This is a genomic window from Nonomuraea sp. NPDC049758 (assembly GCF_040674635.1).
GTDB lineage: Bacteria > Actinomycetota > Actinomycetes > Streptosporangiales > Streptosporangiaceae > Nonomuraea.
Genome location: NZ_JBFAMZ010000001.1, coordinates 320503 through 338018, shown reverse-complemented (window position 1 = coordinate 338018; position 17516 = coordinate 320503). Strand labels below are relative to the sequence as shown.

The window sequence follows — 17516 nt, the reverse complement described above, 5'->3', positions numbered from 1 at the left end:
CGAGAGGCAGGTGGTCAGCGGTGCAGAATCCGGGTGAGGGCCTGGTCGAGCGTGGACATGGGGTCCGACGTGGGGCGAGGGGCGCGCCAGGCCACGTACCCGTCGGGCCGCACCAGCACAGCGCCGCCTTCCCGTACCCCGTACCGCTCCCGCCAGCGGCCCTCCACGTCCACCAGCTCGTCGTCCACCAGGATGCGGGTGAGCTGCACGCCCAGGCGCTCCTTGACCACGCGGCCGGCGTCCATCCAGACCTGGCCGCCGCACTTGTCGGCCAGCAGGACGAAACCCGAGCCGAACAGGTCGATGGTCGAGATGCGCTGCCCCTCCCAGTCGAGCACGACGTGCGGGGCGCGGCTGCCGGGCCGGCCGCTCGGGACGCGCGGGTCCTCCAGGAGCGAGCCGTCGTCGCCGGGCTCCTCCAGGACGGCGGCGGAGTGGTACCGGTAGCCGAGCATCGCCTGCAGGAAGTCCTCCAGGGGCTCGGGGTAGTCGGAGCGCTCGTCCACGGGCATCCGCACGCTGAGGTTGGCGAGCTGGGCGTCGGCGGTCAGGGCGCCGATCGGGCGGCGTTCGGCGTCGTAGGTGTCCAGGAAGCCGGGGCCGGCCTGCCCGCTGATCACCAGCCAGAGGCGCCAGGCGATGTCGCAGCCGTCCTGGAGGGCGGTGCTGCCGCCCTGGCCGCCGGTGGGCGGCATGGTGTGGGCGGCGTCACCGGCGAAGAAGACGCGTCCGGCGCGGAAGGTGTCGGCGACGACGTGCGCCAGGCTGAACGTCGCCGTGTCCAGCACCTGCACGTCCAGGTCCGGGATGCCGGTTCCGACGCGGATGAGCTCGACGCAGCGTTCCTCGGTGAGGGCGTCTGCGCCGCCGTCCGGGGAGGGGTTCTGGTTGATGCCGAGCACGTGCGCGCCGACGCCCGTGCCGGTCACGATGACGCCGGTGAACGCGTCGTTGTGGAGGTACCAGACGATGACCTCGCGCTCGTTCACCAGGCCGGTCAGGTCGGCGTCGAACATGATCGAGCGCATCTGCACCAGGTCGCCCCTGCCGGAGGTGGGCACGGCCAGCCGCTCGCGCAGCGGGCTCCGGTGGCCGTCGGCTGCCACGACGTAGTCGGCCCGTACGACGCTCTCCTCGCCGTCGGCGGCGCGGATCACGGCGGTGACGCCGTCGTCGTCCTGGTCGAGGGAGATCAGCTCGGTGGAGAAGCGCAGGTCGGCGCCGAGCTCGTCGGCGTAGGCACGCAGCACCCGCTCGACCTCCGACTGGGGGGCGCCCACGCGGGGCACGGGGGTGAGGTCAGCCAGGGCATCGAACTCGCCAGTGTCCTCAAAGATCATCTGCGGGTCGGGATCGGCCAGCGTCTTGGCGATCGCGATGCGCATGGAGTCGCCGATGCCGATCCAGATGTCGGCGAACGTCTGCTCGATCCCCGGCAGCGGCCGCAGCAGCTCGACGGCTCGCGGTCCCATGCCGAACGCCTTGGGCTGGATGGACGTGCTCGGGTGCCGCTCGACCAGAATGACGGGCACCTCGCGCCACGCCAGCAGCGCGGCAGCGCTCAGGCCCGCGTACCCGCCGCCGACCACCAGCACAGGCACTCGTTCTTGTCTCATTGCCTCCACCTCCAGGCACGAGTAGTATCGCGTTCTCCGATCAAGCAACACGATATGTCGCGTCTACGAAGACGGTCAAGACATATCGCGAATCCCAACATTCATCGGAGCTCTGAGGCTCCCAAAAAGAGCGCGCCGCCGTCTGGGCCCGCGGCCAAACAGCCGCTGCCCGCCTCCGCTCGCCAGTCGCGCAGCGTGCGTGCTCAGCCGGCATCCGCAGATCGTGGGCTTCACGGTACGAGGGGGCGGCCGAGAGTTCCTGTGCGGTGCGAGCTGTCGTAGTCGCAGGCCGACTATCGCCTTCCCGAACCGGACGGCCAGATGCCGATGGCCTACGGCTTCCGGGGGCGCTCAGCTGTCGAAGTGCAGGCGGGGTGTCAGCTTCGGGGCGGGCAGGCAGGCAGGCGGGCGGGCGGGCTGCGGGTCGTGTGGGCCGGGTGTGGGCCGGGTGTCGGTTCTCGCGCCGCCGCTCAGGCGCTGGCCGATGGACGGCTACTGGGGCGGTGGTCGGGTGTCGGGCATGGGCCGGGGGCGGGCGGCTGTTGGGCGGTCGCGTTCCGGTGTCAGGGTGCTGGCTGCGGGCGGCCTGGGGGAGCCGCTGGGGGTGAGGTGTCTTGCTTGGGCCCCGTGGGGGAGCGGGGTCAGGGGAGGTGGCGTTCGAGGCTTTGGAGTTTGGTGGTCATGCCGTCCGTCACGCCCGGGCGCAGGTCGGCCTTGAGGACCAGGCTGACTCTCGGGGCGACCTCGGAGACGGCGTCCACCGCGCGCCTGACGACGTCCATGACCTCGTCCCACTCGCCCTCGATCGTGGTGAACATCGCGTCCGTGCGGTTGGGCAGGCCGCTCTCGCGGACCACCTTGACGGCGCGGGCGACCGGTTCGGCGACCCCTTCGCCGACGCCCAGCGGGGTGATGGAGAAGGCCACGATCATGGCGACAGATCCCTCGGAGAACGGAAAGAGCCCGGACGAGACGATCGTAGCCGGGGCGAAGAGCCACGACGCGGGTGGGGCGTCGTGGCTGATCGCCGTACGTCGGAGTCGCGACCCGGGCCGGGCGTCGTGGCCCGTCGGTGTACGTCGGAGCCGCGGCGCGTGGGGCGTCGTGGCCGGTCGGCGTACGTCACGTCACGTCACGTGCGAGAGGTCACGCGTGGTCGTGGTCGTGGTGGTCCTCGTCCTCGTCCTCGCTCGGCCCCTCGGACGGCTCCACCCCGAGAACGGCCTCACGCGGCTCGATCTCGGTGATGTGGTCCACGAGCTGCAGCACGTGGTCCGGCTCGATCAGCCACTGCAGCGCCGAGGCGCCGGTCTCGTCGGAGTTGACGAGGTCGGCCTGCTCGGAGCGCTCCTCGTCGCTGAGGTCGGCGTCGGGATGCCGGATCTCGGCCAGCGCCGCCGCCTGCAGCGCGTTCACGTCGAGCACCTCCACGGTCAGCTCGACCGTAAGGCGCAGGTATTTCGGTTCATCACTCATGGCGACGATGCTAGGGCAGCTTCCACTCGACAGGTGCGGCGCCTTGCTGGGTGAGCAGCTCATTGGCGCGGCTGAACGGCCGCGAGCCGAAGAAGCCGCTGCGCGCCGACAGCGGGGACGGGTGCGCCGACTCGATGCGCGGCACGCTGCCGAGCATGGGCGCCAGGTTGCGGGCGTCGCGGCCCCACAGGATGGCGACCATCGGCTTGTCGCGGGCCACGAGGGCGCGGATGGCCTGCTCGGTGACCTGCTCCCAGCCCTTGCCCCGGTGGGAGGCGGGCTTGCCCGGCATGACGGTCAGGACCCTGTTGAGCAGCAGCACGCCCTGCTCGGCCCACGGGGTCAGGTCGCCGTTGGCGGGGCGGGGCAGGCCGAGGTCGGACTCCATCTCCTTGTAGATGTTGAGCAGGCTCCCGGGTATCGGCCGCACCTCGGGCGCCACCGAGAACGACAGCCCGACGGGGTGGCCGGGCGTGGGGTAGGGGTCCTGACCCACGATCAGCACCCTGACGTCGTCGAAGGGCTGGCTGAACGCGCGCAGGACGTTGGGGCCCGAGGGCAGGTACTGCCTGCCCTCGGCGATCTCGTTGCGCAGGAACTCACCCATCAAGGAGATCTGCTCGGATACGGGCTCAAGAGCCTGAGCCCATCCGGCTTCGACGACTTCATGCAAAGGACGACCGGCCATGGCCGTGAAGCTTATCTAGGTCTGGTACGGCTTGCCGCCCAAACGGGACGCGCAGGCCGTACCGGAATGATCACAACGACGGCTTGCCGGGCTGGAAGAGCCAGGCGTCGAAGAGGGCGTCGAGCTGCCTGCCGGACACGCGTTCGGACAGGGCGACGAAGGCGGCGGTGTCGGCGTTGCCGTACTTGTGATCGTTCGCCCAGGTGCGCAGGATCGTGAAGAACGCGTTGTCGCCGACGGTCCGGCGCAGGACGTGCAAGGTCGCCGCGCCGCGGTCGTAGACGGGGTCGTGGAAGAGCGCGGCGGCGCCGCCGGGGTCGGCGGTGGGCGTCTGCCAGAACTCGTCGTCGGCGGGCCTGGCGTAGACGCCGTCGAAGGACGTCTGCACGGTACGGCTGCCGATCTTCTCCAGCCAGAGCCATTCCGCGTACGTCGCGAAGCCCTCGTTCAGCCAGATGTCCCGCCATAAGGTGGGCGTCACCGAGTCGCCGAACCACTGGTGGGCCAGCTCGTGCGCGAGGAGCGACTCACCGGGCACCACGGGGTAGATGGGCCGGGTCTGGGTCTCCAGGGCGTAGCCGACGTTCGGCTCGTGGTCCACGATCCCGCCGGTGGAGGAGAAGGGGTACGGGCCGAAGAGCGAGCTGAAGTAGTCCAGGACGGGGGCGTGCCGGGCGGCGAAGTCCGTCGCCGTGCCGGCGAGTTTGGGGTCCACGGCGGTGATCACCCGGTAGCCGCCGGACCTGGTGTCGGTGAGCTGGAACTTGCCGATCGACACGGTGGTCAGATAGCTGGCCATGGGCTCGCGGGCGTCCCACACGTAGGTGGTCCGGCCGCCGGCCGACGTCCTGGCCACCAGGTCGCCGTTGGCCACCGCGACCCTGGTGCTGGGCACGGTGACCGAGAACCGGTACGTCGCCTTGTCCGACAGGTGATGGTTGCCGGGGTACCAGGTCATCGCGCCCTGCGGCTCGTTGGCGTTGAAGACGCCGTCGCTGGTCCTGATCCAGCCGTCCCTGGAGCCGTCGGGGTCGAGGACGTGGGTGGGCCTGCCGTCGTACCGGACGACGACGGAGAAGCCCTGCCCGGAGACGAGCGCGGCGGCGGGGGTGACGACCAGTTCGTCGCCGCTGCGGGTGAAGGCGGCGGGCCGGCCGTCCACGGTGACCGAGCGTACGGACAGCGAGCCGGACAGGTCGAGGTCGAAGCGGCTGAGCGCCTGGGTGGCGCGGGCGGTGACGGTGGCGACGCCGGTCAGGACGTTGGAGGAGGGCTCGTAGCCGAGGGCGAGGTCGTAGTGGCCGGCGTCGTAGCCGCCGTTCCCCTGACCGGGGAAGTACGGGTCGCCCGCCCCGGGCGAGCCCGGGGTGCCGCCGAGCGCGGCGGCGGGGGTGAGGGGGAGGGAGATGAAGGCTGCTGCGGCGAGGGCGAGAAGACGCTTCATGAACAATCATCGGAGGTCCGGAAGGACGTGTTACGGGCGCCCGCCTGCCCCCCTCGGGAGGCGGGCGCCCGCCGGGAATGGCCTACTTGACGGAACCGGCCATCATGCCCTGGACGAAGTACCGCTGGAAGGCGAAGAACAGCACCAGCGGGATGATCAGTGACAGGAACGCCCCGGAGGAGAGGATGTCGACGTTCGATCCGAACTGCCGCATCTGGGACTGCAGGGCCTTGGTCATCGGCTGGTTGTCGGTGTTGGCGAACACGAGCGCGATGAGCATGTCGTTCCACACCCACAGGAACTGGAAGATCCCCAGCGAGGCGATGGCCGGCTTGCCCAGCGGGAACACGACCTGGGCGAAGATCTTCCACTCGGGTGCGCCGTCCATCCTGGCCGCCTCCAGGAGCGAGGCCGGGATGCCGACGAAGAAGTTGCGCAGCAGGAAGATGGCGAACGGCAGGCCGAACGCCGTGTGGAACAGGACCACGCCGGGGATCGTGCCGAAGATCCCGACACCGCCGTAGAAGGCGGCGACGGGGATCAGCGCGATCTGGATCGGCACGATCAGCAGGCCCACCACGACCAGGAACGCCGTGTCCCGGCCGCGGAAGTCCATCCACGCGAACGCGTACGCCGCCATGGCCGCGATGCCGATCACCAGGATCGTGGTCGGCACGGTGATGGCCACCGTGTTCCAGAACGACGAGGTGAAGCCGCTGGCCAGCAGGTTCTTGTAGTTGGCCAGGGTCAGCTCGGCGGGCTTGGTGAAGATCGTCCACCAGCCCTCGGCGTTGTTCACCTTCACCGTGCGCAGGGAGACGACCAGCAGGCCGAGCGTCGGCACCAGCCAGAACAGGCCGAGCACGATCATGATCACCTGGACGGCCCCGCCGCCGAGGCGGTCCACGATCCTGCTCGCCACGCCCCTGCGCGGCGCGCCCGACTCCAGCCGGTGAGACGCCTTCACGGTCGCGGTCGTCATGTGTCTTCCCTTCTGAACCGGCGGATGTTCATGATCATGAAGGGGAGGACCAGGATGAGCAGGAACACCGCGAGTGCGCTGCCGAGCCCCTGGTTGTTCCCGCCGCCGAACGACACGCGCCACATCTCCAGCGCGACCACGTTCGACTGCGGCTGAACCGAGGCCGGCGCGATGATGTAGACCAGGTCGAAGACCTTCAGCGTATTGATGATCATCGTCACGAAGACGACGAGCAGCACCGGCGACAGCAGCGGCACGGTGATCCGCCGGAACACCTGCCACTCGGTCGCGCCGTCGATGCGGGCGGCCTCCAGGGCGTCCCGCGGGATGGCGGCGAGGCCGGCGGCGATCAGCACCATCGCGAACCCGGCCCACACCCAGACGAACGCGCCGATGATCGCCGGCGTGATGAGCGTCTGGCCGAGCCAGGTCAGGCCGCCGTAGCTGGCCTGGAAGTTCGACTCCGGCAGCCGTACGACGTAGGAGCCCGCGGGCAGGCCGTCGAAGCGGAACGTGCCGTCGTCGGCGGTGGTGGCGGTGCCCGCCACCTTGCCGTTCTGGACCGCCTCGACGGTGATGCCGGGCAGGCCCTTCTCCGTCGGGTCGACCGCGCCGCTCTGGCCGCCGCCGCCCTGGGTGAAGTCGAACCAGACGGTCCCGGACAGGCCGTCGCCCGAGGGGGCGCGAGCGGTCTGGGCGTTGGACGGCATGGTCTGCGGCTTGACGCCGACGATCGGGATCAGCACCGGCCGGCCCGCCTGGGCGGGCTCCTTGGTGACGACCGCGCCGTTCTCCTCGGTCACGGGAGACTCGTCGCCGCCGCGCGGCCGGGCCTCGGGGTAGCCCTTGGAGGAGGAGAACGTGTCGTGCACGGTGGTGAGCACGGCGTTGGCCAGGCCCTTGTCGGGGCTCTCCTCGTACACCAGGCGGAAGATGACGCCCGCGGCCATCAGCGAGACCGCCATCGGCATGAACACGATCAGCTTGAACGCCGTCGCCCACTTGATGCGCTCGGTCAGCACCGCGAAGATCAGGCCGATCGTGGTGACCACGATCGGCGCCACGACCACCCAGATGAGGTTGTTGCGGATCGTGACCAGCATGCCCTGGTCGCTGAAGATCGTGGCGTAGTTGCCCAGCCCCACGAACCCGCTGCCCGAGGCGTCGAACAGGCTGCGGAAGATGGAGTAGACGATGGGGTAGACCACCCAGACGCCGAGCAGCAGGGCCGCCGGCAGGAGGAAGGCGATGGCGACCGCCGGCGATGGGCCGAGGCGTCGTCTCGTACGGGGGGTTTCAGCCGGTCCTGCGGAAGGCCCGCCCGCGATCTTCGCGGGCGGGGCCGCCGGGCCGTCCAACCGTTCGGTCACGGCCTTACCTCTTTACTTCCAGGCCTTCTTGGCCTCGGCCTCGAGCGCCTCCTGGGCGCCCTTGACGTCGCTCGGGTTGCGCAGGAAGTCCTGCAGGACCTTCCACTCGCCCTTGCCGTCGGTGCCGCCGAAGGCGCTCGGGGCCAGGTCCGACATGTCGTAGCGGACGGCGTCGCCGGCGGAGACGATCGTCTGGCCGAGCTGCTTGGTCAGCTCGTCGGGGTAGTTGTCGGGGGAGACGTTCTTGTTGGGCGACAGGTAGCCGGGGAGCTTGGCCCAGATCTCGCCGCCCTCCTTGGAGGCCAGGAACTGCACCAGGGCCATCGCGCCGGGGGAGTCCTTCATGACCACGGCCACGTCGCCGCCGAGCACGACGGGGGCGGTGTCGCCGGCCTTCGGGAACGGGAAGTACTTGGCGCCCTCGCCGACCTTGGCGCCGTCCTGGGTGGCCTGGGTGGCGACGAAGTCGGCCTCGATGACCATGGCGGCCTTCTTGTTGCCGTAGACCTTGGTCACACAGGTCGGGAAGTCGGTCTGCAGCGCGCCGGAGGCGCCGTCGAGCACGAACTCCTTCTTGCCCGCGATCTGCGCGATCTTCTCCAGGGCGGTGGCGACGCTGGCGTCGGTCCAGGGGATCTCGTGCTTGGAGAGCTTGTCGTAGTTCTCCGGGCCGGCGCTGGACAGGTAGACGTTCTCGAACAGGTCGGTCAGCGTCCAGCCGGAGGCGCCGCAGAGGGAGAAGGGCGGGGTGCCGGAGTCGGCGATGGTCTGCCCGGCCTTGATCAGCTCGTCCCAGGTCGTCGGCACCTGGACGCCGGCCTCCTCGAACGCCTCGGAGCGGTACCAGACCAGCGACTTGTGCGCGGCCTTGATGAGCACGCCGTACACCTTGCCGTCGGCGGAGCCGAGCTCCTTCCAGTACGGCGTGTAGTTGGTGTCGATCTCCTGGGTGACCTCGGCGGACAGCGGCTTGAGCGCGTCCTGCTTGGCGTACTGCTGCACCAGACCGGGCTGCGGCAGGATCGCGACGTCCGGCGGGTTCTTGCCCTGGATGCGCGGGCCGAGGTAGGCGCCGGTGTCCTCACCCGTGGAGGCGTAGGTGACGGTGGCGCCGGTCTTGTCGGAGAAGGCCTTGAGCACCTGCTCGAAGTTCTTCTGCTCCGCGCCGGTCCACTTGGCCGCGACCTCCAGCTTGACGCCTTCGAGCGTCTTGGCGCCGGCGGCGGAACTGGCCGGCGCCGACTCCGAGGCGGTGGGGGTCGTCGTCGTCGGGGCGTTGCCGCAGGCGGCGACGGCTACCGCGAGCCCTGCCAGGACTACTGCTGCACTGGCTTTACGCATGGCTTGCCTCACTGGGTTCTGATGATCTCTTCGAGTTCTGACTTCATGGAGGCCGCGACGTCGTCGGCGGACTCGTTCTCGGGGTCGGCCAGGGCCTTGGCGACCGAGCTGGCGATCACCAGGCTCACCTGGTTGTAGTTGGCGCTCACCGGCCGTGGTTTGGCGGCGAGGATGCTCTCCTTGAGCACCGGCAGGTACGGGAACCGCTTGATCAGGGCCGGGTCGTCGTACAGCTCGGTCCACACGGGCGGGAAGGAGCCCTCGGTGAGGACGCGGCGTTCGTTCTCCAGGCTGGTGAAGTAGCGGATGAACTGCTGTGCGGTCTGCTGGTGCTTGGAGTAGGCGCTGACGGCCAGGTTGATCCCGCCGAGGGAGCTGGATCCCTGACCGTTGAGTCCGGGCAGCCGGGTCACCGCGAAGCGGTCGCCCAGCTTGGCCCTGGCCGGGCCGTAGGCGTGCGGCCAGTTGCGGGCGAAGGCCAGCTTCCCGTCCTGGAAGGCCAGCCGGGTCTCCTCCTCCTTGAAGGTCAGCGAGTCGCCGGTGATCCAGCGCTCCCGCAGCCCTTGCATCAGGAAGTCGAGCGCGATCTTCCCCTTGGCCGGATCGAGGGTCACTGCCGTGCCGTCGTGGTTGAGAATCTGCCCGCCCGCCGACTGCACTGCCTCGGAGAAGTTCACGGTCAAGCCTTCGTAGGCCAGGAGTTGGGCCGCATAGCCTCCGATGTCCCGCTTTTTCGTTACTTCTCGTGCTTTATCGCGAAGTTCCGCCCAGGTCTGCGGCGGCTTCTTGATGAGATCGGTCCGGTAGTAGAGCAGTCCCGCGTTGCTGGTGTACGGGACGGCCCAGAGCTTGCCCTTGTAGACGGCCGTGTCCACGACGGGCGGCAGGAACCTGTCGAGCGGGAACAACCCGCGCTCCAGGGGGATGATCCAGCCGTTCTCCGCGAACTCGGCGGTCCACACCACGTCGAGCCCCAGCACGTCGTAGCGGTTGCTCTGGGCCTGGAGGTTGGCCACCATCTGGGCGCGTTGCTCGTCGGCGGCCTCGGGCAGCTCCAGCAGCGTCACCTTCTCGGCCGGGTGGGCCTGGTTCCAGCGGTCCAGCAGGGGTTGCAGGTACGCCGTGGTGTCGCGTCCGGTGGCGAAGGTGATCGGGCCTGTGCCGCCCGTCCCCTTCTCGCCGCTGCCCTCGTCACCCGCCACCGTGCATCCGGCCGCCAGCACGACGACCAGAGCGAACGAAAGCGGGCGCAGCACTCTGTTTCCTCCACAATCAGCGGGGTTACATACGTGTTAGGTAGATGCATTCATGTTATGCACACCTGTAATCTGATGGTCAACGGATACCTACGTAACGCTCACGTAACACAAAGCGGGGAGGTGAGGCGTGCGGCTTCACCTGCTGGCGCTCCTGGCCAAGGAACCGGCCCACGGCTACGAGCTCAAACAGGCCCTTGAACAGACGTTCGGCAGCGCCTACCCCTCCCCGAACATCGGGCAGATATACGTGACGCTCGGCCGGCTGGAGAAGGACGGGCTGGTCAGGGCCGTCGACGTCGAACAGTCCAACCGGCCGAACAAGAAGGTCTACTACCTGACCGCCAAGGGCCGCGACCTGCTCACCATCTGGGTCGACGAGCCCACCGAGGGGCCCAGGGTGCGCGACGAGTTCTTCATGAAGCTCGTGCTCGCGCCGCTCACCGGCATCGCCGACCGGATGGCGCTGATCAGCCGCCAGCGCCGCCACTACCTGTCGCTCATGGGCGACCTCAACGACCTGCTCTCCCGTACGGAGCCCACCGACCGGGTGGCCCTGCTGCTGATCGAAGGGGCCATGCTGCACCTTCAGGCCGATCTTGACTGGCTGGAGCGATGCCAGGAGGATCTGGCATGAGCTCGGTCCTAAAAACGGTCAATCTGGTCAAAATCTACCAAGATGGCGCAGTGCCGGTGCCGGCCGTGCGCGGGGTGGACCTCCAGGTCGAGCCGGGCGAGTTCGTCGCGGTGATGGGGCCGTCCGGCTCGGGCAAGTCCACGCTCGTGCACATGCTCGGCGGCCTCGACGCGCGCACCAGCGGCGAGATCTGGCTCGACGGGCAGCGGGTCGACACCCTCTCCGAGAGCGCCTGGGCGCTGCTGCGGCGCAAGAAGGTCGGCTTCGTCTTCCAGTTCTTCAACCTGGTCGCCAACATGACCGTCGGCGACAACGTCGAGCTGCCCGCGCTGCTGGCCGGGGCCTCGCCCAAGGTGGCCCGCGAGCGGCGCGAGAGCCTGCTCGGCGCGCTCAACCTGGCCGACCGTGCCGCGGCCTCGCCCGCCCAGCTCTCCGGCGGCGAGCAGCAGCGCGTCGCGCTGGCCAGGGCCCTGGCCAACAAGCCCAGCCTGCTGCTGGCCGACGAACCCACCGGCAACCTCGACAGCCGCAACACGCGCGACGTGCTGCGCCTGCTCAGCGACGTGCACAAAGAGGGGCAGACGATCGTCATGGTCACCCACGACGCCCGGGTGGCGGGCCTGGCCGACCGGCTGGTGTCGCTGTTCGACGGCGAGATCGTCGACGACGGTCGCATCGCCCGCCGCCGCACCCGCACCGCCGGCGAGGTGATCGACCTCCGATGAGCACCACCCTGGCCGGAAGCCGGTGGATCAAGGCCGACCTGCGGGCCAGGAAGGGCCAGGCGGTGCTGACCGTGCTGGTCGTGGCCGGGATCGTGGCCGCCCTGATCACCGCGGCGACCCTCCTGGAGGACGGCACCAACCCGTGGCGCAGCCTGTCGGCCCAGACCGACGGCGCCCACGTCTGGGTCTACACCGACGACGACCCCCAAGTCGCCCTGGGCGGCATCGACGGCGTCACCGGCACCGCGGGCCCCTACCGCTCGGCGCCCGTCACCGTGGCGCAGGAGGGCAAGAAGGAGCCCGCGTCGCTGCGCGCGATGCCCGCCTCGCCGCCCCGGGTGGCCCATCCCGTGCTGGCCGAGGGCAGGTGGCTCGACGGCTCGCAGCCCGACGGCGTGGTCGTCGAGCACTCCTTCGCCAGGTCGCTGGGTTTGGCGATCGGCTCGCCGTTCACCGTCATCGCGCTCAACGGCGAGCGCCACACGCTGTACGTGCGCGGCATCGCCGACTCCGCCGACCAGGGCTTCTACCCCGAATGGACCCCCGGGCTGGCCTGGGTGCTGCCCGCCACGCTCGACCGCGTCGAGCCCATGCTCGGCCGCAGCGAATGGGTCACCGGGCTGCGCCTGTCCGACCCCGACGCCAGCCAGGTCGTGGCCCAGCGCGTCGTGGTGATGCTGGAGGACAAGCTCCAGCGCGTCTACACCTGGCGCGAGGTCAGGGCCGCGATGGAGCTGGACAACCGGCTGCTCGGCACGCTGCTCGCGCTGTTCGGCGTGGTGGGCATGGTCGCGGCGGCGCTCGCGCTGGCCAACGCCGCCGGCGGCCGGGTGCTCGGCCAGCTCCGCGACCTGGCCACGCTCAAGTCGATGGGCTTCACCGGCGGGCAGGTCGCCCTGCTGCTCCTGGTCGAGCACGGCGCGCTCGGCCTGCTCGGCGTCGGTCTCGGCGCGCTGGCGGGCTGGGGGGCGACGGCCGTGGTGCTCGGCACGTACTCGGCCGCGCCGGTGCCGGTGCTGGCCATCGTGGCGGGCACGGCGCTGGTCGTCCTGGGCGCGGTGGGGGTGCCCGCCTGGCGGGGGGCGCGCACGCCGCCGATCCCCGCCGTGCCGGCCTCGCCGCCACGCGGCCACCTGTCCCGGCTGGCCAGGCTCGGCCTGCTCGTACGCCTCCCGCCCGCCCTGATCCTGGGCACCCGCGACGCCTTCACCAGGCGCGTGCCGGCGTTCCTGACGGCGTTCGGCCTGGCCGTGCCGATGATGATGATCACGATCGGTCTCGGCGTCTGGGCCACCCTCGACAACTTCCTCAGCCACCCGGAACAGGTCGGCCAGCACGCCGGCCTGTACGTCCGTCCCGGCAAGCAGATGGAGTCGGCCGAGGCCCAGCGCATCGCCGAACGCGACCGCGACGTGCGCTCTGTCTACCCGGGCAGCGACGTGAACGCCCTGGCCCCGGGCGAGGCCCGGTCGGTCCGGGTACGGGCGGTCGGCAGCTCGACCGATCCCTACCCGTTCCCCGTGATGGAGGGCAGGGGCTACGCCGAGCGCGGCGAGGCGGTCGCCGGGCAGGGGCTGCTCGACCTGCTGGGGGTCAGGATCGGCGACCGGGTACGGCTGACCGTGGGCGGCTCGCCGCTGATCGTCCGGATCGTGGGCCGTACCGTCGAGCCCGACCTGGACGGCGAGGTGCTCTCGGTGGGCCTGGACAGCCTGGCCGCCAAGGACTCCGTGCCGCCCCAGTACTACGCGCTCGCCCTGCGGCCGGGCGCCGACAAGGCGGAGGTGCGCGCCAGGCTGCTGGCCGAGTCGGGGGAGAACCTCGACGTGCAGGCCGCGGTCAACCCGGCCGACCGGCTGTCGATCATCAGAGTGGTGATTGTGGCGCTGATCGCCGTGCTGGCCCTGATCGGCCTGGCCAACCTGCTCACCGCGAGCGCGATCGGCCTGCGCGACCACGCCTTCGACCTGGCCGTGCTCAAGGCCATGGGGCTGACGCCACGCCAGGTCATGGCCACGCTGGTGACCGGCACCGGCCTGCTGGTCGTGCTCGGCGTCGGCGCCGGCACGGCGGTGGGGGCGTCGGTGGTGGTGGGGCTGATCGACCTGCAGGGTCACACGAGCGGCGTGGGCGCGGGCATCGGCCGCGCGCCCTCGCCGGTGACGCTGGGACTGGCCGTGGTGACGGCAGTGGGCACGGCCCTCGCGGTGGCGCTCATTCCCGCCCGCCGCGCGGCCCGTGCCCAGGTGCCCGTCACGTCACGCTGATCTGCTCGGGGGCTGTGCTCAGTCCCCGGGCTTCAGCGCGAACCAGTAGAAGCCGTGGCCCGGCAGGGTCAGCAGGTAGGGCAGCTCACCGATCTTCGGGAAGCGCACCCCGCCGCGGGCCTCGACCGGCACCATGCCCTCGAACCTGCGCAGGTCCAGCTCGACGGGCTGCGGGAACTTCGACAGGTTGTTGACGCAGAGCATCACGTCGTCGCGGTCCTCGCGCACGTACGTGAGCACGCACGGGTTGGAGGACCACATTTCGGTGTAGGCGCCGAGGCCGAACACCGGGTGGTTCTTGCGGATCTCCAGCATGCTGCGGGTGAAGTGCAGCAGGGAGCCCGCGTGGCGCTGCTGGGCCTCGACGTTGACCGCCTGGAAGCCGTAGATCGGGTCCATGACGGCCGGCAGGTAGAGGCGGCCCGGGTCGGCCGAGGAGAACCCGGCGTTGCGGTCGGGGCTCCACTGCATCGGCGTGCGGACCGAGTCGCGGTCCTCCAGCCAGATGTTGTCGCCCATGCCGATCTCGTCGCCGTAGTACATGACCGGCGAGCCCGGCAGCGACAACAACAGCGCCGTGAACAGCTCGATCAGGTCCCGGTTGTTGTCCAGCAGGGGCGCCAGCCGACGCCGGATGCCGAGGTAGGCCCGCATGCGCGGGTCCTTGGCGTACTCCTTGTGCATGTAGTCGCGCTCTTCCTCGGTCACCGTCTCGAGCGTGAGCTCGTCGTGGTTGCGCAGGAAGATGCCCCACTGTGCCGTGTCGGGCAGCTTGGGGGTGCGGGACATGATCTCGGAGATCGGCTCGCGGGTCTCCTTCTTCACCGCCATGTAGATGCGCGGCATCAGCGGGAAGTGGAAGGCCATGTGGCACTCGTCGCCGCCGGTGGTGGGGTCGCCGAAGTACTCCACGACGTCCTCGGGCCAGCCGTTGGCCTCGGCCAGCAGCACCCGGTCGGGGTAGAGCCGGTCGACCTCCGAGCGGATCTTCTTCAGGTACGCGTGCGTCTCGGGCAGCCCGGAGCACGCCGTGCCCTCACGCTCGAACAGGTACGGCACCGCGTCGAGGCGGAAGCCGTCGATCCCCAGGTCGAGCCAGAACCGCAGCACCTCCAGCATGGCCTCCTGCACCGCCGGGTTGTCATAGTTCAGGTCCGGCTGGTGGTGGAAGAAACGGTGCCAGTAGTACTGCTTGCGCACGGGGTCGTACGTCCAGTTGGACTCCTCGGCGCCGATGAAGATGATCGGCGCGTCCGGATAGCCGGTGGGCTCGTCGGACCAGACGTAGAAGTCCCCGTAGGGCCCCTCCGGATCGTGCCTGGAGGCCTGGAACCACGGGTGCCTGTCGCTGGTGTGGTTCATGACCAGGTCGGTGATGATCCGCAGGCCCCGCTCGTGCGCGGCCTCGATCAACTGGACGAAGTCTCCCAGGTCGCCAAAATCCGGAAGGATCTTCATATAGTCCGAAATGTCATAACCGCCATCGCGCAGCGGGGACTCGTACAGCGGCAGCAGCCAGAGGCAGTCGACGCCGAGCCATTCCAGGTACCCGAGCTTCTCGATGAGACCGCGCAGGTCGCCCGTGCCGTCACCGTTGGAGTCCTTGAACCCCCGGACGAGAACCTCGTAGAACACCGCCCGCTTGTACCATCGCGGATCTTCCGAGACGAAGGCCTCAGAGATCGACTCAGGTGATGGGGATGCGTTGATCATGATGTCGCTCACAGGAAGAGATGTGGGCAGGACGAAGTCACCGGTTACCCCGGCGTTCTTAGCTGGTGACCGCGCCGCGTGGAGTCGTCATCCCTGCGAACTCCATGCCCTCGAACGAGACCGGATTTGTGATCTGGTGCCCGTTTGTTGCGGCGCTTACGGGCCGAACACTACCAGCCCGGTGGCTTTCCGGAACCCGCTTCTGCTGTGCGACGTGTAATACCCGCGAGATCCGTATGTAATCGCCCTGTTACCCAGAGTTCACTAAAAAGGTGCGGTGACGTCCGGGAGGTCGTTCTCGAAGTCGTTCAGCCAGAGTCCGAAAAGCACCAGTCCGCGCACCCAGAAACGGTCGTTCCAGCCGTTGAACCGGGTCAGCGCGTCCGGACCGCCGGCGATCACCTCGTGCAGCTCGTCGGAGAGCATCGCGGGCACGCGCCGGGCCACGACTTCGAGCATGGCGTGGGAGTACGCCCGCGCCGGCGCGGCCGTGGAACGCAGGGGAACCCGCTGGAGCGGCTGCTTGACCACGTTCGTGGACGGCAGCGCGGCCACCCTCGGGTTGGCCGCGTGCAGCACCTCGCGGTAGAAGCGGCCCTTGTCCTTGCGCGCGACGCCGACGCTGAGCGCGGCGTCGAAGAAGGCGGGATGGATGAACGGCGCCGCGAACGACGCCTCCGGCCCCACCAGGTTGACCGCCGAACGCGCGATGCCGCGCACGGTCCTGGTGTGCAGCACCGACAGCGGCAGCTCGGCCCGGTGGCCGTGGAGCATCGAGGTGGCCGCCGCGAACTGCTCGCGCACGGTCTCCTCCATCCACTGCGCGGCCGCCTTGGACAGGAACGGCTGCGCGGGCGCGCCCAGCGACAGCGAGCCCAGCAGCGCCGCCGACCGCTCGGCCTGCGTCCTGGCCTCCAGCGCGGCGCCGCTGACCATGAAGTTCTTCAGCAGCGGGCCGCCGGCCAGGCCGTCGACCAGGATGCGGCCCGAGCCGTGCACCTCCTTGGCGAACGGCGCGTACCAGGCGTGGTGCGGCGTCAGGTACTCCAGCCGGCGGGCCACCTCGGCGGCGTCGCCGGGATAGGCGGCGGCGTCCTGGGTGACGACCCGGTGCGGGATGCCCAGCTCGCGGGTGATCGCCCTGGCGAAGGCGATGTCGGTGTCGGTGCCGTCGTCGGGGCTGGTGGTCCACGACTCGACGTCGGCGCCGCGGGCCATGGCCACACTGGCCAGCAGACGCGAGTCGTAGCCGCCGCTGACCGGCACGAGCAGCCTGCGGCCGTCGTAGTCCTCGTAGACGTGGTGCAGCAGCTCGACGATCTCCTCGGGGCTGGTCCACGCCTCGTACGGCTCGGTGCGCAGCCAGCGCGGCAACCGGCGCTCGGTGGCCAGCCGGCCGTGCTCGAACACCAGCGCGCTCGACCCCGGCAGCCGCCTGACCTCCCGGTACGGGGTCGCCTCGCCCAGCGGGAACGTCACCTGGATGATCGAGGCCCAGGCGGCCCAGTCGATCTCGATGGGCACCAGGCTGAGCAGCGGCTGGATCAGCGAGGAGAAGTAGACCGCGTCGCCCTGGCGCACGTAGTAGACGTCGACCAGGCCGAGCGCGCCCGCGTGCAGCGTCACCCGCGCGCCATCACCGATCAGGCCGGGTGTCTCGTACGTCTCCGCGACCGTCATCCAGTCCTCGGCGGCGGCGGGCTTGCGCTCGCCCCACGAGAACGCGAACGCGCCGCCCGCCCGGTGGTACGGCGGCAGCGGCGCGGAGCTGAACAGCGCGGCCTCGTCCGTCTGGAGCGCGGGCCGCACCTTGGGGCCCGCGGCGGTGAGTTTGCCCAGTATGGAGGTGTCGATCCGGCCGAGAGCGCCGCATACGTAGGGTCGCACGTTGAACTGCACCGGATCTCATCCCTTCGAGACGCTTCCTGCAAAAGAGTATCCTTTGCCGGGCTGAGAGAGCGGAGGTCCGGTTGTCTACCGAGCTGGAAAGCACGCGTCGGG

At 69.7% G+C, this 17516-nt stretch carries 14 protein-coding genes; 3 read left to right on the top strand and 11 right to left on the bottom strand.

Annotated features, from left to right (window positions below):
- Positions 1–14: 14 nt before the first annotated feature.
- The 9 genes from AB0J46_RS01570 to AB0J46_RS01530 form a co-directional block, all read right to left on the bottom strand.
- A complete protein-coding gene (locus AB0J46_RS01570) occupies positions 15–1616 on the bottom strand; it encodes an FAD-dependent monooxygenase (protein ID WP_364324896.1) in 1602 nt (533 codons plus the stop codon).
- A gap of 641 nt (positions 1617–2257) precedes the next feature.
- Positions 2258–2548, bottom strand: a complete 291-nt coding sequence (locus AB0J46_RS01565; RefSeq protein WP_352320345.1) for an MTH1187 family thiamine-binding protein — start codon at positions 2546–2548, stop codon at positions 2258–2260.
- 214 nt (positions 2549–2762) lie between these two features.
- Positions 2763–3092, bottom strand: a complete 330-nt coding sequence (locus AB0J46_RS01560; RefSeq protein ID WP_352320347.1) for a hypothetical protein — start codon at positions 3090–3092, stop codon at positions 2763–2765.
- Positions 3093–3102: 10 nt separating this feature from the next.
- Complete coding sequence (locus AB0J46_RS01555; protein ID WP_364324893.1) at positions 3103–3780, bottom strand: uracil-DNA glycosylase; 678 nt, start codon at positions 3778–3780, stop codon at positions 3103–3105.
- A 70-nt stretch (positions 3781–3850) separates the two neighbouring features.
- Positions 3851–5224: a M1 family metallopeptidase gene (locus tag AB0J46_RS01550; protein WP_364324890.1), complete on the bottom strand. Its 1374-nt coding sequence runs from the start codon at positions 5222–5224 to the stop codon at positions 3851–3853.
- An 82-nt stretch (positions 5225–5306) separates the two neighbouring features.
- Positions 5307–6206, bottom strand: a complete 900-nt coding sequence (locus AB0J46_RS01545) for a carbohydrate ABC transporter permease (RefSeq protein ID WP_358283382.1) — start codon at positions 6204–6206, stop codon at positions 5307–5309.
- Complete coding sequence (locus AB0J46_RS01540) at positions 6203–7576, bottom strand: ABC transporter permease subunit (RefSeq protein ID WP_364324887.1); 1374 nt, start codon at positions 7574–7576, stop codon at positions 6203–6205. The genes AB0J46_RS01545 and AB0J46_RS01540 overlap by 4 nt, the downstream gene beginning before the upstream one ends.
- A gap of 12 nt (positions 7577–7588) precedes the next feature.
- A complete protein-coding gene (locus AB0J46_RS01535) occupies positions 7589–8917 on the bottom strand; it encodes an ABC transporter substrate-binding protein (RefSeq protein ID WP_358283386.1) in 1329 nt (442 codons plus the stop codon).
- Between the two features lie 8 nt (positions 8918–8925).
- Entirely contained in the window at positions 8926–10173 is a 1248-nt protein-coding gene (locus AB0J46_RS01530; RefSeq protein WP_364324883.1) for an ABC transporter substrate-binding protein, read from the bottom strand.
- Positions 10174–10303: 130 nt separating this feature from the next.
- Here AB0J46_RS01530 and AB0J46_RS01525 point away from each other — a divergent pair, with 130 nt between their 5' ends.
- Genes AB0J46_RS01525 through AB0J46_RS01515 form a run of 3 tightly spaced genes read left to right on the top strand, consistent with a single transcriptional unit; the run spans position 10304 to position 13802 of the window.
- Positions 10304–10810: a PadR family transcriptional regulator gene (locus AB0J46_RS01525; protein WP_352349944.1), complete on the top strand. Its 507-nt coding sequence runs from the start codon at positions 10304–10306 to the stop codon at positions 10808–10810.
- Positions 10807–11535, top strand: a complete 729-nt coding sequence (locus tag AB0J46_RS01520) for an ABC transporter ATP-binding protein (protein ID WP_352320362.1) — start codon at positions 10807–10809, stop codon at positions 11533–11535. Before AB0J46_RS01525 ends, AB0J46_RS01520 begins: the two co-directional genes overlap by 4 nt.
- The gene (locus tag AB0J46_RS01515) at positions 11532–13802 is read left to right on the top strand and encodes an FtsX-like permease family protein (protein WP_364324879.1); all 2271 of its coding nucleotides are present in this window, start codon (positions 11532–11534) and stop codon (positions 13800–13802) included. The genes AB0J46_RS01520 and AB0J46_RS01515 overlap by 4 nt, the downstream gene beginning before the upstream one ends.
- An 18-nt stretch (positions 13803–13820) precedes the next feature.
- Here the strand turns inward: AB0J46_RS01515 and treS are convergent, their stop codons facing one another.
- Together treS and AB0J46_RS01505 are read right to left on the bottom strand one after the other, a co-directional pair.
- Positions 13821–15515: a maltose alpha-D-glucosyltransferase gene (gene treS, locus AB0J46_RS01510; protein ID WP_358283394.1), complete on the bottom strand. Its 1695-nt coding sequence runs from the start codon at positions 15513–15515 to the stop codon at positions 13821–13823.
- Positions 15516–15779: 264 nt separating this feature from the next.
- Positions 15780–17402: an asparagine synthetase B family protein gene (locus tag AB0J46_RS01505; RefSeq protein ID WP_364324875.1), complete on the bottom strand. Its 1623-nt coding sequence runs from the start codon at positions 17400–17402 to the stop codon at positions 15780–15782.
- Positions 17403–17516 lie beyond the last annotated feature (114 nt).

What these genes read in the sequence shown, in the direction of transcription:
- AB0J46_RS01570 (WP_364324896.1), bottom strand. Translation starts at nt 1,616, where the DNA reads ATGAGACAAGAACGAGTGCCTGTGCTGGTGGTCGGCGGCGGGTACGCG.
- AB0J46_RS01565 (WP_352320345.1), bottom strand. Translation starts at nt 2,548, where the DNA reads ATGATCGTGGCCTTCTCCATCACCCCGCTGGGCGTCGGCGAAGGGGTC.
- AB0J46_RS01560 (WP_352320347.1), bottom strand. Translation starts at nt 3,092, where the DNA reads ATGAGTGATGAACCGAAATACCTGCGCCTTACGGTCGAGCTGACCGTG.
- AB0J46_RS01555 (WP_364324893.1), bottom strand. Translation starts at nt 3,780, where the DNA reads ATGGCCGGTCGTCCTTTGCATGAAGTCGTCGAAGCCGGATGGGCTCAG.
- AB0J46_RS01550 (WP_364324890.1), bottom strand. Translation starts at nt 5,224, where the DNA reads ATGAAGCGTCTTCTCGCCCTCGCCGCAGCAGCCTTCATCTCCCTCCCC.
- AB0J46_RS01545 (WP_358283382.1), bottom strand. Translation starts at nt 6,206, where the DNA reads ATGACGACCGCGACCGTGAAGGCGTCTCACCGGCTGGAGTCGGGCGCG.
- AB0J46_RS01535 (WP_358283386.1), bottom strand. Translation starts at nt 8,917, where the DNA reads ATGCGTAAAGCCAGTGCAGCAGTAGTCCTGGCAGGGCTCGCGGTAGCC.
- AB0J46_RS01520 (WP_352320362.1), top strand. Translation starts at nt 10,807, where the DNA reads ATGAGCTCGGTCCTAAAAACGGTCAATCTGGTCAAAATCTACCAAGAT.
- AB0J46_RS01515 (WP_364324879.1), top strand. Translation starts at nt 11,532, where the DNA reads ATGAGCACCACCCTGGCCGGAAGCCGGTGGATCAAGGCCGACCTGCGG.
- treS (WP_358283394.1), bottom strand. Translation starts at nt 15,515, where the DNA reads ATGATCAACGCATCCCCATCACCTGAGTCGATCTCTGAGGCCTTCGTC.